Origin of the sequence: Rhodopila sp. (genome assembly GCF_965277165.1) — a bacterium.
Taxonomy (GTDB): domain Bacteria; phylum Pseudomonadota; class Alphaproteobacteria; order Acetobacterales; family Acetobacteraceae; genus Rhodopila.
This window is the reverse complement of record NZ_CBDICE010000006.1, coordinates 447,182-460,998: the sequence shown is the minus strand read 5'-3', so window position 1 is coordinate 460,998 and position 13,817 is coordinate 447,182. Positions and strand designations below refer to the sequence as shown.

Annotated in this window: 15 protein-coding genes; 4 read left to right on the top strand and 11 right to left on the bottom strand. The window is 66.4% G+C overall.

Going from position 1 to position 13,817, the window contains the following annotated elements:
* Positions 1-10: 10 nt before the first annotated feature.
* The 6 genes from ACQY4Y_RS13730 to ACQY4Y_RS13705 all read right to left on the bottom strand — a co-directional run bounded on the left by ACQY4Y_RS13730 (position 11) and on the right by ACQY4Y_RS13705 (position 6,333).
* Positions 11-820: a type III pantothenate kinase gene (locus ACQY4Y_RS13730; RefSeq protein WP_428491173.1), complete on the bottom strand. Its 810-nt coding sequence runs from the start codon at positions 818-820 to the stop codon at positions 11-13.
* Between the two features lie 855 nt (positions 821-1,675).
* Complete coding sequence (locus tag ACQY4Y_RS13725; RefSeq protein WP_428491172.1) at positions 1,676-2,050, bottom strand: DUF2934 domain-containing protein; 375 nt, start codon at positions 2,048-2,050, stop codon at positions 1,676-1,678.
* A gap of 167 nt (positions 2,051-2,217) precedes the next feature.
* The gene (locus tag ACQY4Y_RS13720) at positions 2,218-3,279 is read right to left on the bottom strand and encodes an IS630 family transposase (protein WP_428493640.1); all 1,062 of its coding nucleotides are present in this window, start codon (positions 3,277-3,279) and stop codon (positions 2,218-2,220) included.
* Between the two features lie 212 nt (positions 3,280-3,491).
* Positions 3,492-4,283: an ABC transporter permease gene (locus ACQY4Y_RS13715; RefSeq protein ID WP_428491171.1), complete on the bottom strand. Its 792-nt coding sequence runs from the start codon at positions 4,281-4,283 to the stop codon at positions 3,492-3,494.
* Positions 4,270-5,058 carry an ABC transporter ATP-binding protein gene (locus tag ACQY4Y_RS13710; protein ID WP_428491170.1) on the bottom strand — a complete coding sequence of 263 codons (789 nt, stop codon included), beginning with the start codon at positions 5,056-5,058 and terminating at the stop codon, positions 4,270-4,272. The genes ACQY4Y_RS13715 and ACQY4Y_RS13710 overlap by 14 nt, the downstream gene beginning before the upstream one ends.
* A gap of 228 nt (positions 5,059-5,286) precedes the next feature.
* Positions 5,287-6,333 carry an ABC transporter substrate-binding protein gene (locus ACQY4Y_RS13705; protein WP_428491169.1) on the bottom strand — a complete coding sequence of 349 codons (1,047 nt, stop codon included), beginning with the start codon at positions 6,331-6,333 and terminating at the stop codon, positions 5,287-5,289.
* Positions 6,334-6,364: 31 nt separating this feature from the next.
* Here ACQY4Y_RS13705 and ACQY4Y_RS13700 point away from each other — a divergent pair, with 31 nt between their 5' ends.
* Positions 6,365-7,453: a glycosyltransferase gene (locus ACQY4Y_RS13700; protein WP_428491168.1), complete on the top strand. Its 1,089-nt coding sequence runs from the start codon at positions 6,365-6,367 to the stop codon at positions 7,451-7,453.
* A gap of 27 nt (positions 7,454-7,480) precedes the next feature.
* Here ACQY4Y_RS13700 and ykgO read toward each other — a convergent pair whose 3' ends face one another.
* Entirely contained in the window at positions 7,481-7,606 is a 126-nt protein-coding gene (ykgO, locus tag ACQY4Y_RS13695) for a type B 50S ribosomal protein L36 (RefSeq protein ID WP_428491167.1), read from the bottom strand.
* Positions 7,607-7,849: 243 nt separating this feature from the next.
* Between ykgO and argC the strand changes: the two genes are divergently transcribed.
* Both argC and ACQY4Y_RS13685 read left to right on the top strand, forming a co-directional pair.
* A complete protein-coding gene (gene argC, locus ACQY4Y_RS13690; RefSeq protein ID WP_428491166.1) occupies positions 7,850-8,809 on the top strand; it encodes an N-acetyl-gamma-glutamyl-phosphate reductase in 960 nt (319 codons plus the stop codon).
* Positions 8,802-9,344, top strand: coding sequence for a gamma carbonic anhydrase family protein (locus ACQY4Y_RS13685; RefSeq protein WP_428491165.1), 543 nt, complete (start codon positions 8,802-8,804; stop codon positions 9,342-9,344). Before argC ends, ACQY4Y_RS13685 begins: the two co-directional genes overlap by 8 nt.
* A 129-nt stretch (positions 9,345-9,473) precedes the next feature.
* On the opposite strand, the gene ACQY4Y_RS13680 is transcribed toward ACQY4Y_RS13685, so the two are convergent.
* Positions 9,474-10,826 (bottom strand): MFS transporter, encoded by a 1,353-nt coding sequence (locus ACQY4Y_RS13680; RefSeq protein ID WP_428491164.1) that lies wholly within the window; start codon positions 10,824-10,826, stop codon positions 9,474-9,476.
* 190 nt (positions 10,827-11,016) lie between these two features.
* On the opposite strand from ACQY4Y_RS13680, the gene ACQY4Y_RS13675 reads away from it, so the two are divergent.
* Positions 11,017-11,400 (top strand): DUF4112 domain-containing protein, encoded by a 384-nt coding sequence (locus tag ACQY4Y_RS13675; protein WP_428491163.1) that lies wholly within the window; start codon positions 11,017-11,019, stop codon positions 11,398-11,400.
* A gap of 13 nt (positions 11,401-11,413) precedes the next feature.
* Here the strand turns inward: ACQY4Y_RS13675 and ACQY4Y_RS13670 are convergent, their stop codons facing one another.
* The 3 genes from ACQY4Y_RS13670 to ACQY4Y_RS13660 form a co-directional block, all read right to left on the bottom strand.
* A complete protein-coding gene (locus ACQY4Y_RS13670; RefSeq protein ID WP_428491162.1) occupies positions 11,414-11,833 on the bottom strand; it encodes a VOC family protein in 420 nt (139 codons plus the stop codon).
* A 216-nt stretch (positions 11,834-12,049) separates the two neighbouring features.
* Complete coding sequence (locus tag ACQY4Y_RS13665) at positions 12,050-12,964, bottom strand: ParB/RepB/Spo0J family partition protein (RefSeq protein WP_428491161.1); 915 nt, start codon at positions 12,962-12,964, stop codon at positions 12,050-12,052.
* Positions 12,957-13,787, bottom strand: coding sequence for a ParA family protein (locus ACQY4Y_RS13660; protein ID WP_428493639.1), 831 nt, complete (start codon positions 13,785-13,787; stop codon positions 12,957-12,959). The genes ACQY4Y_RS13665 and ACQY4Y_RS13660 overlap by 8 nt, the downstream gene beginning before the upstream one ends.
* Positions 13,788-13,817 lie beyond the last annotated feature (30 nt).

The window sequence follows — 13,817 nt, the reverse complement described above, 5'->3', positions numbered from 1 at the left end:
TATCGTTCCGTTATTCAGTTTCAGTCAGTCGGGTTCTCTCCCTGGGCAATGTGGGGGCGGGGTTGCGCTCCGCCAACATTCGCAGGCCATCCAGGGTCAGGTCGGGGACAATGCGTTCGATCATCATGGTGCCCTCGGCGAACAGCGGGGCGAGGCCGCCGGTGGCGATGACCTTCATCGGCGCGCCGACTTCGGCCTTGATGCGGGTCAGCAGGCCCTCGATCAGGCCGATATAGCCCCAGTACATACCGGACTGCATGGCCGGGACGGTGGAGCGGCCGATCACCGACTGCGGCCGGCCGATGCCGATGCGCGGCAGCCTTGCGGCGGCCTGGTGCAGTGCCTCCAGCGAGAGGTTGATGCCGGGGCAGATGATGCCGCCCTGGTACGCTCCGGTTTCGTCTATCACATCGAAGGTGGTGGCGGTGCCGAAATCGACGACGATCAACGGGCCGCCGAAGCTGCGATGGCTGGCGAGCGCGTTGAGCAGGCGGTCGGCGCCGACCTCGTTGGGGTTGTCGACCTTGATCTCGAAGCCCCAGTCGAGCGAGGCGCGGGCGATCAGCGGCTCGACGCTGAACCATTCGCGGCAGAGGCGGCGCAGGTGGTAGAGCGCGGCGGGGACGACGGTACCGATGACGGCGGCGCTGATCTGGTCGCGCTTGAGGTCGCAAAGGGTGAGCAGGCTGTTGAGCCAGACGGCGTATTCGTCGGAGGTGCGCTGGGCGTCGGTGCGGATGCGCCAGACGCCGCGCCAGCCGGAGGGGTCATGGACCGCGAACACGATATTGGTGTTGCCGGCGTCGATGACGAGAAGCATCGGTCAGGGGGTGAGGTTTGGGGTGGTGGATGGGTGGGTGGGCATGGCGGTTGGGACCGGTGTGGATAAAGCGGCGCCAGATGAGCGATTGGGGTAGTGGGAGTCAATCTTGACCGGCGGTTGAGAGGGCCAGCCGGGGAAGGCTGTCAGAGGTTCCGCGTCGAAACCAGCGAGGTGCGACCCCTCTGATCCATCGATGGCATACCGAGCAGGACTCTCTGCCGAGGGCCGCGGTCAAGGCCCGCAGCCGCGCAGCGGGCCGCCACCGGCGGCGGCCTTGAGGTCGGTCATCGGCAGAGGCACACTCGAGTGCGTCATCGGGTCGCCAGAGCGTCGAAACACTGTTCGTCAACTCAAGTCCCGACGTTTACGGCCAGGTTATCGGGGATACGCAACTTATTGGCTTGCTGATGCCAACCTGCGCCATCAAGAACGACAACGGTGGGCGCCCGACGTGATCAGTGTGCTGACTTCCGCCCGATGCAAATTCATGGCGTGTGCATTGACATGTGCCATTACGAGCGCGGCGCTGACACCGCGCGCCGGACAGACGGCGCCAAATATGGAGGCCCATTTGAATCGCTGCTCTAGCGGCGCCCTGGGACGGCTCCGCTTATCGGCCCAGATATTTATCGGCCCAGATCTGGCTGAGGAATAGTCGCGGAAAAGGGCGTGGCGAAGTTTTTTTGTGCGCCTCCTGCGCGGCGCTCATCGCGGTCGCCGTGCCATCATTGCGACCTGAGAGGAATGCCGTGGCCAACATCGAAAGCTTTAGCCGATGTCGGTCACTGGCTGGGCGAGTGATCATGCCGAGCGGGGCGACGGGGCCGCCGCGCCGCCAGCATATGAAGATCCTCACTCCGTGGACGCACAGTGGATTTCGCAGGCGTGCTGCCAAAACCCATCAGCCTGGTTGTCGGGACACCCAGCTTCTTGCCACAGGAAATAGGCCCGCTCGCGAATTCTCTCCTCAAGCCTCATTTTCTGTTCGTTTTTTGTCTGAAGGGAGTCACCGTAGGGCATCAATGGCCCCCCTCGAGTGACGTGCAGCCTGGCTTTCAGTTTTTTCTCTTCCAGGTGAGGCACTATTTCTGCCGCAGCGGCAGCCTCCAGGGCCTTTTGTTCAAAATCTGGCGCTTTCAAAGCTGTGTCGTCCGCCTCAATCTGCACCGGAAACACATGCAATACGTTGTTGTTTTCATTCAAAACATCCACAAGACGCTCTTGCATCGGTTAAATCTCTCTTATCATTACGAATAAGGATATTTTCAGCGATGACGTTGCTAATATGCAAGTTAAATCTTGGTGTCGAACGAACCGTCGAAACGGGCTGCTCCTTGCATGCCACGTCGACCGCTGGCTGGGCCACCTTGAGCCATCACTAGTACCCAGAATCGCTAAACCGCGAAACATGGCTTGAGCCGTTTTTGGTGAACGGCGCTTTTGGTCCAGACGAAGGGGCGGGCGTTTTTGTTGTAGCTATTGATGAAGCTTTCGATGTGGGTCACCAGTTCGGCAACGCTGCCGAATGAGGCGCCTTTCAATGACTGGCCCGCCAGGATCGAGAACCAGATTTCGATCTGGTTCAGCCATGACGTGTGGGTCGGCGTGTAGTGGAAATGTACGTTTGGGTGCCGCGCTAGCCACAAATCCCGCTTCGGCTTGTGGGTTGACAGGTTGTCAAGGATGACGTGGATCTCCTTGCCCTCATGTTGCTTGACAACCCGGTTCATGAAGTCGCGGAACTCCGATCGGCGACGGCGTTTGTAGTGCTTGCCGATGACCTGGCCGGTGGCAACGTCGAGCGCGGCGAACAGCGTCGAGGTGCCGTGTCGCTTGTAGTCATGCGATTGGCCGATCATCGCCCGGCCATTGGGTAACTTCAGGTATCCCTGTGTCCGCTCCAGCGCCTGGATCGATGGCTTTTCATCGACCGAAAGCACCACGGCATGGCTCGGAGGGGCCAGGTAAAGCCCAACGATGTCAGCGGCCTTGGGCACAAAATCCGGGTCCGTGCTTTGGCACCAGGATTTGCACCTGGACAGGTCGATTTTCTGCACACGCAGGAACCGCCAGATATGCTGCTCGTGGATATCCACCAGTTCGCGTGCCAACAACGGGGCGGTCCAGTTAGCATACCCAGCCGGGGGTGGCTGATCCAACAGGGCCAGAATGCGCCGCCCGTGCTCAGGACCATACTTGGGCTCGTTGCCGCGCTCGCCAGTCTCACTCAGGCCAGCCATTCCCTGGTTAGCGTAGCGCACCCGCCATTTCGAGGCCGTGCCGGGCGTGCAACCGACTTCCCGGGCAATCGCGCGAGACGCCATAGCGGCGCTTGCCAGCAGCACAATCCGCGCACGATCGCGCATCCGGGCCTCGGTTTTGCGCGAAGCAGCCAACGCCTCCAGAACCTGCCGGTCCTCAGGCGTCAACGCGACCGTCGTCGCAGCAGGAATGATCTTCATCCCGCCTACGAATCATGACTCGCGCTTCAGCGATAGTGGGTACTAGGTGGCTTTTGCATAAAGACCGTTGTCGATCGGCGCTGATCTGCAGATGCCAAAGACATCGCGTTCTCAGGCCATCCACCGAGGCGCATGAGCCAGCGTTTCACTTTGCTCGGTGGCTGGCTCGGTCGGTTCGGTCCGGACAATGACAAACTGGCGTACGGCTACCGCCAATTGAGAAGAAACCGCTCCAGCCGGCCGATCGCCCAGGATACCGTGATGCCCAGCACGGACAGCACCACGATACCGGCCAGCAGGTTGTCGGTGTCGTAGAGATTGCCGGCCGACAGCACGAAGGCGCCGATGCCGCGTTCGGCACCGATCATTTCCGCCGCCACCAGCAGCACGATGGCGATCGCGGTGGTCACCCGGAAGCCGCTGAGGATCGCGGGCATCGCCGCCGGCAGCACGATCTTGCGGATGATCGCCCAGCGCGACAGGCCGAAGCTCTGGCCCATGCGGATCAGGCCGCGCGGCACGTTGTCGACCCCGCCGGCGGTGGCGATCACGGTCGGGAAGAACACGCCGAACGCCAGGGTGGCCAGTTTGGAGCCCTCACCGATGCCGAACCAGATGATGAACAGCGGCACCAGCGCGATCTTGGGGATCGGGAACAGCGCCGAGACCAGCGCCATGGCGGGCGAGCGCAGCGTCGAGGACAGCCCGACCGCCAGCCCGATGGCGATGCCGAATACGGTGCCGACGATCCACCCCACCGCGAGCCGCATCAGCGATGGTGCGAGCTGGTTCCACAACTCGCCGCTGAGCGTCAACGTCCACAGCGTTCGGGCGATGGCGGCGGGCGCCGGAAGGAACAGGGTCGGGATCACGCCGGCGGAGGCGCCGGCTTGCCACAGCGCCACCGCGCCGACCAATGTCGCCACCGCTGCCCAGGTCCGCTCTCGTGGCGCGAAGCCACCGCCGCGGAAGGCCACCGGGCCATCAAGCCGGGGCATCGACCCGCTCCCGCTGCGCCACGGCGGCGTCGTCGCGGATCATCCGCCACAGGCGCTGCTCGATCGCGATCAGGTCGGCGTCGGCGGCGCCTCGGCCAGCCAACGGGCGGTCCACCCGCAGGACCTCGCGCACCTGACCAGGCCGGCGTGACAGCACGACGATCTGGTGGCCGAGCCGGACCGCCTCGGAGAGGTTGTGGGTGACGTAGATGGTGGTGGTGCCGGCGACGGTGATCAGCCGGGACAGTTCATCCAGCAGCAGGTCGCGGGTCTGCGCGTCGAGCGCGGACAGCGGTTCATCGAGCAGCAGGCAGGCCGGGCGCACCGCCAGGGCGCGCGCGATGCCGACCCGCTGGCGCATGCCACCGGAGAGTTGTCGGGGCCAGGCCTGGGCGAAGTCGGTCAGGCCGGTCAGCGCCAGCAGTTCGGCCACGCGCGCCGCCCGGTCGGCTCGGTTCATCCGGCGCTCCAGCACCAGCGCCACGTTGCCGGCGACGGTTCGCCACGGCAGCAGGGCGAAATCCTGGAACACATAGGTCAGCGGGTTGAGGCAATCGGGTGGGATGTCGCCGGCACAGCGCACAATGCCCTCGGTGGGGGCCAGCATGCCGCCGATGATCGCCAGCAGGGTGGATTTGCCGCAGCCGGAGGGGCCGACCAGCACCATCACCTGGCCTGGTTCGGCGACGAGCGAGATGTCGCGCAGCACCGGCATGGCGCCGTAGCGGTGACCGACGCGGTCGAGCGTCAGGCGCAGGCCGGTTTCATCGCCCATGGCGGGGTTGGCCAAGCGGGTGCGGACCGCGGATCGCCGGGCCGTGGCGCGGGGCTCGGCGCGGCAGGGGGTGAGACGACAGCGTCGGCCAAAGGCGTGGCGACAGCGTCGGCCGAAGGGGCGGCCACCGCGGCGGTGGGAGGTGCGGCAATTGAAGCGGCGATGCGCGCGTTGGGTGGCGCGGACCGCAGGCGGCGCGGCGCGGCGCCGGTGACTGAGCGCCGGCGATCATCGCGTCGGCAGGAACCGGGTGTCGATCATCGCCGCCGGGGCGAGCTCGCCCTTCACCAGGCCTTGCGCCTTGAACCAGCGGATCTGGCGGGCGACGTCGGCGACATCAAGCGCTCCACCGGCATCGTAGTAGCCGACGCCCTGCAGGATCTTCCGCCGCGCGTCGGGGTCGCCGGTGAAGACATAGTGCTCCAGCACGGCGATCGCGGCGTCGGTCTTGGCGTCCACCACCGGGTGGCCGGCGGCATCAAGCCGCAGGAAGGCGTCACGGTAATCGGCGACACCCTGCTGATAGGCGGCGGCGAAGCGCTTCAGCAGGTCGGGCTTGTCGGCGATCATCGCCGGAGTGGTGAACACCGCGGTGATCTGGTACGGCACCAGATCGCCGGCCCAGCCCAGGATATGGGCCTGTCCGGACGCCTGCAGCGGCTTCGCCATCGAGGCGATGGCGATCGTCGCGTCAACCTGGCCCGAAGCCACCGCGGCCACCATGTTGGCGACCTGCTGCACCGGGCGCAGGGTGACTGACTTGATATCGAAGCCGCGAGCCTCGGCGATCCGCCCCAGCATGTAGTGGAACGACGACCCGTACTGGGTGATCGCGAAACTATGGCCGGGCAACTTGTCGACGCTGGTCAGGCCAGCGTCAAACGCCTTGTCGGAGGCGAGGATGGCGGAGCCCTGGTAGCCTTTCTGCTCGTGCAGCGCGCCGCCGATGATCTTCAGCGTGCCTTTCTCGGCCAGGTTGAAGAATCCGCCGGTCAGCGCGGTGACGCCGACATCGATATCGCCGGCCACCGCCGCCGCGGCGATCGGCTGGGCCGCCTGGAAATAGCGGAAGGTCAGGTCGATGCCGTGGTCGCGGAAGTAGCCGCGGGTCTGGGCGATGTAGAACGGAGCCGGGGACAGCGTGTGCAGCAGCCCAAGTCGCAGCGGGTCGGCGGCGTGGGCGGGGGGTGGCGAAAGCAGCGCAACCACCGAGGCCAGGAGGACGTTTCGCAGGATGTTTCGTAGAAGGAAGATTCGTGCCGTTCTTGCCAACATGCCGCGGACCTGTCACACGCCCGCCAACAGGATGCAAGCCACCCAGCCCTTCCTGGTCTACCGAGACCGCATCGGCGTCGCATCCGAGATCGGCTTCCTTCGCCGCCAGTATGTGGGCTTCACCCGGCTACACCCGGTCTGGATCGGCCGTACCCTGCTAGCGGACGCGCCCGCGGTCGGCGACCACTGTGTCAGGTTGGGCGGTGACGGTCCGCTGGGGCCGGTTCGGCGTTTGATGTTCCGCCACTTCGCCCACGTTCCGACGGTGCCGGCGGCGGATCGGGCGGCGGTGCTGCACGCCCAGTTCGCCCGCGGCGCCGCGCTGGGCTTGCCGCTGGTTCGGCGGCTGGGTCTGCGGCTGATCGTGACCCTGCATGGCGGCGATATCAGCAAGCAGAAGAACTGGCACGCCACGATGCTGGTTCGGCGCTGGCCCGAGGTGGTGCGCGAAACCGAGCGCTTCGTCTGTGTCTCCGGCGCGGTCGCCGAGGTTGCCCAGCGGCGTGGCGTGCCGGCGGCGAAACTGATCGTGCTGCCGATCGGCGTTGAGATCCCCGATCGTTTGCCACCGCGGCGGCCGAGCGCGCATCTGTTCGTCGGCCGCTTTGTCGAGAAGAAGGGAATCACGGTGCTGACGGCCGCGGTGCGGCACTTGCGCGCGCGGGGCGATCAGACGCCGCTGGTCTGCATCGGCGATGGGCCGCTGCGACCGCTGCTGGAGGCTCTGGCGCGGGAGGTCAGCGGCGTTTCGTTGACCGGCTGGCTACAAGCGGAGGCCGTCGCTGCCCGGATGAGCGAGGCGATAGCGCTGCTGGTGCCCAGCATCGTCGCCAAGGACGGTGACGCCGAAGGGCTGCCCAGCGTCGTCGCCGAGGCCATGGCACAGGGCTGTCCGGTCATCGGATCGGATTGCGGCGGCATTGCCGAGGCGATCCGGCCGGAGTGCTCCGGCCTGCTGGTTCCGCCAGGGGACGCGCTGGCACTGGCCGAGGCCATGCAGCGGATCGCACAGGACGCGGATTTGCGGCTGCGGCTTGGTGCGGCGGCTTTCAGCGATGCCGCTGTCAGGCTGAACGCGCGGATTCAATCGGCAAAACTGGAAGCGCTGCTGCTGCCATGACCCGGCCGTGTCAGGATTACCCCCGGGTCAGCCCTGGCGGCACTTCATGCGCGGGTTTCTCTTGTTGATCACGTAAACCCTGCCGCGGCGACGCACTACGCGGCAGTTCTTGTCGCGAACCTTAGCGGAACGCAGGCTGTTACGGACTCTCATGACACGCGCTATCTAAACCTGAACTGCCCGAGGACGGGGGTAACGGAAGGCGGGCTAGGTAGTTGGGCGTGCTGCCACTGTCAAGCGCAAGGGAACAGCGAGGGCGAGCCTGGGCGCCGGCCGCGGCGCTGCCGGCCAAGGCGCTGCCGGCAAAGCCGAGGGCGCGCGGGACGGTTCCTGGCGTCCTCTTGCTTTTCTCGCGCCGCGCCGCGAGGTTCTGATCCGCAACGGAGAGTGCGACACATGACAGCGCACAGCGCGATGGTCTTCATCGACGGTGAGTCCGGCACGACCGGGCTCGGCATCCGCGACCGGCTGGGCAGGATGCCCCGGATTACGTTGAAAAGCCTGGCGCCGGAGCGACGTCGCGACGCCGGCGCGCGGCGCGATATGATGGCGGCGGTTGACCTGATCGTGCTGTGCCTGCCCGACGATGCGGCGCGCGAGTCGGCTGCCATGGCGGCCTCGCTGGGCAACGCCGCGCCGAAGGTGTTGGACGCCAGTACCGCGCATCGGGTCGCGCCGGATTGGGTGTATGGTTTCGCCGAACTGGCGCCGGGCCAGGCGGAGCGGATCAGCGCCGCGCGCAAGGTGGCAAATCCGGGGTGCTATCCGACCGGCGCTATCGGGCTGATCCGCCCGCTGGTGGATGGCGGTCTGTTGCCGCCGGATTATCCGATCACGATCAACGCGGTCTCGGGCTACTCGGGCGGCGGCAAGGCGATGATCGAGGCGCACCAAGCGGCGCAGGGGCCGGCCTTCGAACTCTACGGCCTGGGGCTGGAGCACAAGCATATCGGCGAAACCGAACGCTATGGCGGGCTGACCCGGCGGCCGATCTTCGTGCCCTCGGTCGGGCACTATCTGAAGGGCATGCTGGTGTCGATCCCGCTGCACCTCGACACGCTGCCCGGCAAGCCGCGCGGCGCGGATCTCGGTGCCGTGCTGGCCGAACGGTATCGCGGCTGCGAGCTGGTGCGCGTGGTCGAGGCGGCGGCCGATGGCAAGCTGGAGCCGGAGGCGCTGAACGACACCGACCGGCTGGAACTGAGCGTGCATGCCAACGAGACGCACCGCCAGGCGGTGCTGGTGGCGCGGCTCGACAACCTGGGCAAGGGTGCCTCGGGGGCGGCGGTGCAGAACATCGCGCTGATGCTTGGTTTGCGTACCGGGGTCGGGGCACGGGAGATGGCGGATGCCTGAGCGTTACGGCAGCATTTTCTCATTGCACGGGGTCACCCCGAGGATCGCGGACGATGCCTGGATCGCGCCGACCGCGGCGGTGATCGGGGATGTGGTGATCGGGTCGCAGAGCGGCGTCTGGTTCCACTGCCTGGTGCGTGGCGATCTGGGCGCGATTCGCATCGGCGCGCGCACCAACATCCAGGACGGCAGCGTGATCCACATCGATTCCGGCGGACTGGACACCCATATCGGCGATGATGTCACCGTCGGCCACAACGCGGTGATCCATGCCTGCACGCTGAAAAACCGGGCGTTTGTCGGCATCAGCGCAACCGTGCTGGACGGCGCGGTGATCGAGGAAGGCGGCATGCTGGCGGCTGGGGGCCTGCTGACGCCGGGCAAGGTGATCGGCCCGAACGAGATGTGGACCGGGTCGCCGGCCAAGCTGCGCCGGGTGATGGAGGCCGAGGAACGGGCCAGGTTCGACCGCAACGCGGTGGTGTATCGGGATCTGGCGGAGCGGTTCCTGTCCGGACTTAAGGTCGTGGCCTGAGGCTGCGACGTGGCCTGAGGCTGCGACGTGGCCTGAGGCTGCGACGTGGCCTGAGGCTGCGACGTGGCCTGAGGCTGCGACGTGGCCTGAGGCTGCGAGGTGGCCTGAGGCTGCGAGGTGGTGGGCGGGTCATGTCACTGCGTCGCGTGGGGGTCGCAGGCCCGGTGTCAGCGGCAAGGCGGCGGCGCAGAGCACTGCCATGACCCAGAAGCCGGCGGCGCCAAACTGGGCATACAGCGTGCCTGACGCCACCGTCAGCAGCGCGGTCGCCGCGCCGACGGCCACCGTGCTGTAGAAGGCCTGGGCGGTCGAGGCCAATTCCGCCGGCACCAGGGCGCCGATCAGCCGCATGCAAGCGAGGTGCTGCAGGGCGAATGTCAGCCCGTGCAGCGGCTCGACCAGCGCCGAGGCCAGGATCGAGGTGGTCTCGGCCAGCACTGCCCAACGCACTACGCCAGCGGCGGCGGCCAGCATGGAGGCTCGGGCCGGGGTCAGCCGGTCGAGCAGCCAGGGGCCGATGAGCAGGAACACCACGACCTCGGCGGCGACCGATTCGGACCACAGCAGGCTGATGGTCGCATCGCCGATGCCGAGGCTCTCCCAATGGATGACGATGAAGCCGTCGTGCATCGCGTGGCTGCCCTGGATCAGCGCCGCCACCAGCATCAACCGGCGGAATGCCGGCAGCCGCAGCAGCAATCGGACTCCGCCGGACCGAGTTGGCGCGGCGAGCGGTGCTGGCGCCACGAGCATTGGGACCTGGGCGGGATCGGACACGCGATGCGCGCACCAGGCGGCGAGGCCGAGCAGCAGGCCGTTGAGCCAGATGATGGCGTTCAGCCCGAACCGGGCGACGGCGGGGCCGGACAGCAGCGTGCCCAGGATGAACGCCGCTGACCCGGCACCGCGGACCCAGCCGTATTCGAAGCGTCGGCGCGAGGGGTCGGGCGACCCTGGCTCCGGCGTCGGAACGCCAATGGGCGGCTGTGCGGTCCGGTCGTCGAGTGGTGTCACCGGCATCGGGTTGGGAGGTGCGGCTTCCGCCATCGGGTCGCCGACTGCCGCCGGTGCGGTCCAGTTGCCGATTGGGGCCACCGTCGGGCGGCCGATCGCGGCGTGCAGCGTCAGGGCGTCGGCGATCGGATTGATCGGCGCTAGCACCGAGGCGTGCGCCACGCTGACCAGCAGCAGCAGCCAGACGCCCTGCGCCGGCAAATAGAGGAACGCGATGCAACAGGCAGCGGTTATAAAACCCACCAGAACGAGCCGTGGCGCGGCCAGCCGATCGGCCAGCCGAGCGCCGAGCGGGCCGGCGAGCAGACGCACCGCGGTGCCGGCAGCGAGTACCAGGCCGATCACCTCTGGCCCGAGCGCTCGGCCGGCCAGGAACGCGGCGAAGAACGGCGAGGCCACTCCGAAGGCTGCGAACAAGGCGCCATACAACGCCAGGAAGCGCGGCAAGGCCCCGGCCTGGCGGGTCATGGCGACTGGCTGGTCATGGCGACTGGCTGGTCATGGCGACCGGGTGGTCATGGGGCTGGGTTGGTCATGCGGCAAGTGGGCGCATCGCGTGGCGGGCTCTGATCCGGGGACGGCGAGGCCGTTGCGAAGCCGCCATTGATTTCGTGGCACCGCGCACTGACATGGGAGGGCGAGAACGGAGATCGCCTGCATGGACTTCGCAGCCACCGGAAATGTCTTCACCGCGTCCGACACCGCCGCCCGACTGGGTCGGCTGCGTCGCCTGGCGTGGCTGATCGACGGCGCCTTCGGAGTGCCGGGCACTCGGTTCCGGTTCGGCCTGAACAGCGTGATCGGGCTGCTGCCGGTCGGCGGCGACGCGGTGCTGGGGGCGTTGTCGCTTTACATCATCTACGAAGCGGCCAGGCTTGGCTTGCCGAAGCACAAGCTGGCGCGGATGCTGGCCAATGTCGGCGTCGAGGTGTTGGGCGGCAGCGTGCCGATCATCGGCGACCTGTTCGACATGGCGCTGAAGGCCAATCTGCGCAATCTGGCGATCATCGAGGACCACTTGCGCGGGCCGCACTGGCGCTGACGCCAGGGAGCTTTCACGAGGCCGATTTTTCGCCGTTCTCGCCATACCTCATGCCCTCCAGCTTGAGACCGTCGGGGTCGAGAAAGAACACCGCGTAGTAATCCTCGTAGTATTCCCCGGCGGGATCCACGATCTCGGCCTTGAGGTCGTCGCGCAGGAACGCATCCAGGTCATCGACGTCCTTGCGGCTGCGCAGCCGAAAAGCGTAGTGATGCAGCCCGACCTCACCGATCTGATACTTCCGCTTGCGGGCGCTGGGCTCGGCCTGGCCGATCCAGAACAGGGTTTGGCCATTGGTCCATCCGGTGGCTTCGGGATAGTCCGCCTCGACCTTGAAGCCGAGAAACGTCAGCAGCCGGCCGTAAAACTGCTTCGACTTTTCGTAGTCGCTGACCCTGATCGACAGGTGATCGATTCCGACGACGCGTGCCATGTTCTGCCTCTTGCGGTTTGCCGCAAGCACAACGCCTGACCCGGCGGTCTGTTGCCGCGTCCCGATCATGGTGAGCCGGTTCGAGCCGGCAGGTTCGGATGTCTGGCGCTAGTATCGCGCGCCAGTGCGGCGCGATACGTCGCTGTTTGTTCGAGTATCCGATTCACGCGCCAAATTGCGGACGCTTCGCGTCTCGCGCTTCTCTGCAATCGGATACTAGGCGTGCCGGGCGACGGTGGCTGTCTCGGGTTCCCCGGCCAGTCGTTCGCCGGTCAGTCGCCCGACCAGTTCCTCGAGTTGGAAAAGGTCGCGGAACTGGATGCTGAGTTCGCCGCCGCCTTTGCGCGTGGTGCTGATCGTGACCCGGCTGCCGACCGCTTCGCTGACCCGGTGTTCCAGCGCGGCGACGTCGAGTTTTCTGGCCGGCGGCTGTCGCGGTTCACCCCGAGCGACGATGGCCTTGTTGACCAGTGCCTCGGTCTGGCGCACCGACATGCCGCGCTTGCGCACCTGCTCGGCCAGCGCCTCGGGGTTCGGGGCGTTGATCAACGCCCGCGCGTGGCCCGATGACAGCGATCCGGACCGGACATCGCGCACCACCGGTTCCGGCAGGCGCAGCAGCCGGATAGTGTTGCCGATATGGCTGCGCGACTTGCTGACCGCCAGACCCAGCGCTTCATGGGTAAGGCCGAAATCCACCAGCAGGCGCTGATAGCCCTCGGCTTCCTCGATGGCGTTCAGGTCCTGGCGCTGCAGGTTCTCCACCAGCGCCACCACCGCGGTATCGCTGTCGTCCATCTCACGCAAGATCGCCGGAATCTCGTTCAATCCGGCCTGAGTCGCGGCGCGGAACCGGCGTTCGCCGGCGACGATCTGATACCGGTTCGGTTCGGTGGGATGGGAGCGCACCAGGATCGGCTGCAAGACGCCCTGCACGCGGATCGATTCGGCCAGGCTTTCAAGCTCTTCAGGGTTGAAGTCGGCGCGCGGTTGGAATGGATTAGCATCGATCTGGTCGATCGGAAGAGTGGCGACCGAGACGGTCTTTTCGCCATTCACCGGCATCGCAACGTCGCCCAGCAGCGCGGCCAGGCCGCGACCCAACCTTGGCGGTGTGTTCTTGCTAGCCATCAGTGCCCACCTGGTCCGGCATTGCGATCTTTTCTTTCCTCAAAATCTCGGCTCCCAAATCGGTATAGGACAGCGCGCCCGCCGACTTCGGGTCGTAAACGATCACCGGAAGCCCGTGACTCGGAGCCTCGGAGACGCGGATGTTGCGCGGCACCGTGGTGTCGAACACCCAATCACCGAAATGGTCGCGCGCATCTTTTTCCACAAGGCCGGACAGGCTGTTGCGGCGGTCGAACATGGTCAGCAGGATGCCCGACAGCCGCAGGCCTGGATTGAATCGCCGGCGCACCGCCTCGATCGTGTGCATCAGGCTGCTGATGCCCTCCAGCGCGTAGAATTCACATTGCAGCGGAACGATCACGCCGCCCGAGGCGACCAGCGCGTTCAGGGTCAGCAAACCGAGTCCCGGGGGGCAATCCAGCAGGATGACCCGAAACGGCGCGAACGCCGGCAGCGCGGTCAGCGCGGCCTTGAGGCGAAATTCGCGCTTTTGTTCCGGCACCAGTTCGATCTCGGCGCCGGCGAGGTCGGAATCAGAGGCGATCAGCGACAGGTTGGGCAGCGCGGTGGGGCGCAGCGCATCGCCCGCCAGTTCGCCTTCCATTAAAAGATTGTAGGTGCCGCCATGACGGTCTGCCCGGCTGATGCCGAGCCCGGTGGAGGCGTTGCCTTGCGGGTCCATGTCGATCAGCAGGACGGCCAGCCCGGCATTGGCCAGCGCGGCGGCCAGGTTGACCGCCGTCGTGGTCTTGCCGACGCCGCCTTTCTGATTGGCGACGGCGAGAACGAGTGGCTTGGTGATGGCGGCCGCGGAGGTGTTCAGCGCACTGGTGTCCCGAGTCTGAGATCGTGC

Excerpts from the sequence above, each read along its gene's own strand:
- ykgO (WP_428491167.1), bottom strand. The coding sequence starts at position 7,606 with ATGAGAGTCCGTAACAGCCTGCGTTCCGCTAAGGTTCGCGACAAGAAC.
- ACQY4Y_RS13715 (WP_428491171.1), bottom strand. The coding sequence starts at position 4,283 with ATGCCCCGGCTTGATGGCCCGGTGGCCTTCCGCGGCGGTGGCTTCGCG.
- ACQY4Y_RS13710 (WP_428491170.1), bottom strand. The coding sequence starts at position 5,058 with ATGGGCGATGAAACCGGCCTGCGCCTGACGCTCGACCGCGTCGGTCAC.
- ACQY4Y_RS13675 (WP_428491163.1), top strand. The coding sequence starts at position 11,017 with ATGGACTTCGCAGCCACCGGAAATGTCTTCACCGCGTCCGACACCGCC.
- ACQY4Y_RS13670 (WP_428491162.1), bottom strand. The coding sequence starts at position 11,833 with ATGGCACGCGTCGTCGGAATCGATCACCTGTCGATCAGGGTCAGCGAC.
- ACQY4Y_RS13685 (WP_428491165.1), top strand. The coding sequence starts at position 8,802 with ATGCCTGAGCGTTACGGCAGCATTTTCTCATTGCACGGGGTCACCCCG.
- ACQY4Y_RS13730 (WP_428491173.1), bottom strand. The coding sequence starts at position 820 with ATGCTTCTCGTCATCGACGCCGGCAACACCAATATCGTGTTCGCGGTC.
- ACQY4Y_RS13725 (WP_428491172.1), bottom strand. The coding sequence starts at position 2,050 with ATGCAAGAGCGTCTTGTGGATGTTTTGAATGAAAACAACAACGTATTG.
- ACQY4Y_RS13680 (WP_428491164.1), bottom strand. The coding sequence starts at position 10,826 with ATGACCCGCCAGGCCGGGGCCTTGCCGCGCTTCCTGGCGTTGTATGGC.
- ACQY4Y_RS13700 (WP_428491168.1), top strand. The coding sequence starts at position 6,365 with ATGCAAGCCACCCAGCCCTTCCTGGTCTACCGAGACCGCATCGGCGTC.
- ACQY4Y_RS13705 (WP_428491169.1), bottom strand. The coding sequence starts at position 6,333 with ATGTTGGCAAGAACGGCACGAATCTTCCTTCTACGAAACATCCTGCGA.
- ACQY4Y_RS13665 (WP_428491161.1), bottom strand. The coding sequence starts at position 12,964 with ATGGCTAGCAAGAACACACCGCCAAGGTTGGGTCGCGGCCTGGCCGCG.
- argC (WP_428491166.1), top strand. The coding sequence starts at position 7,850 with ATGACAGCGCACAGCGCGATGGTCTTCATCGACGGTGAGTCCGGCACG.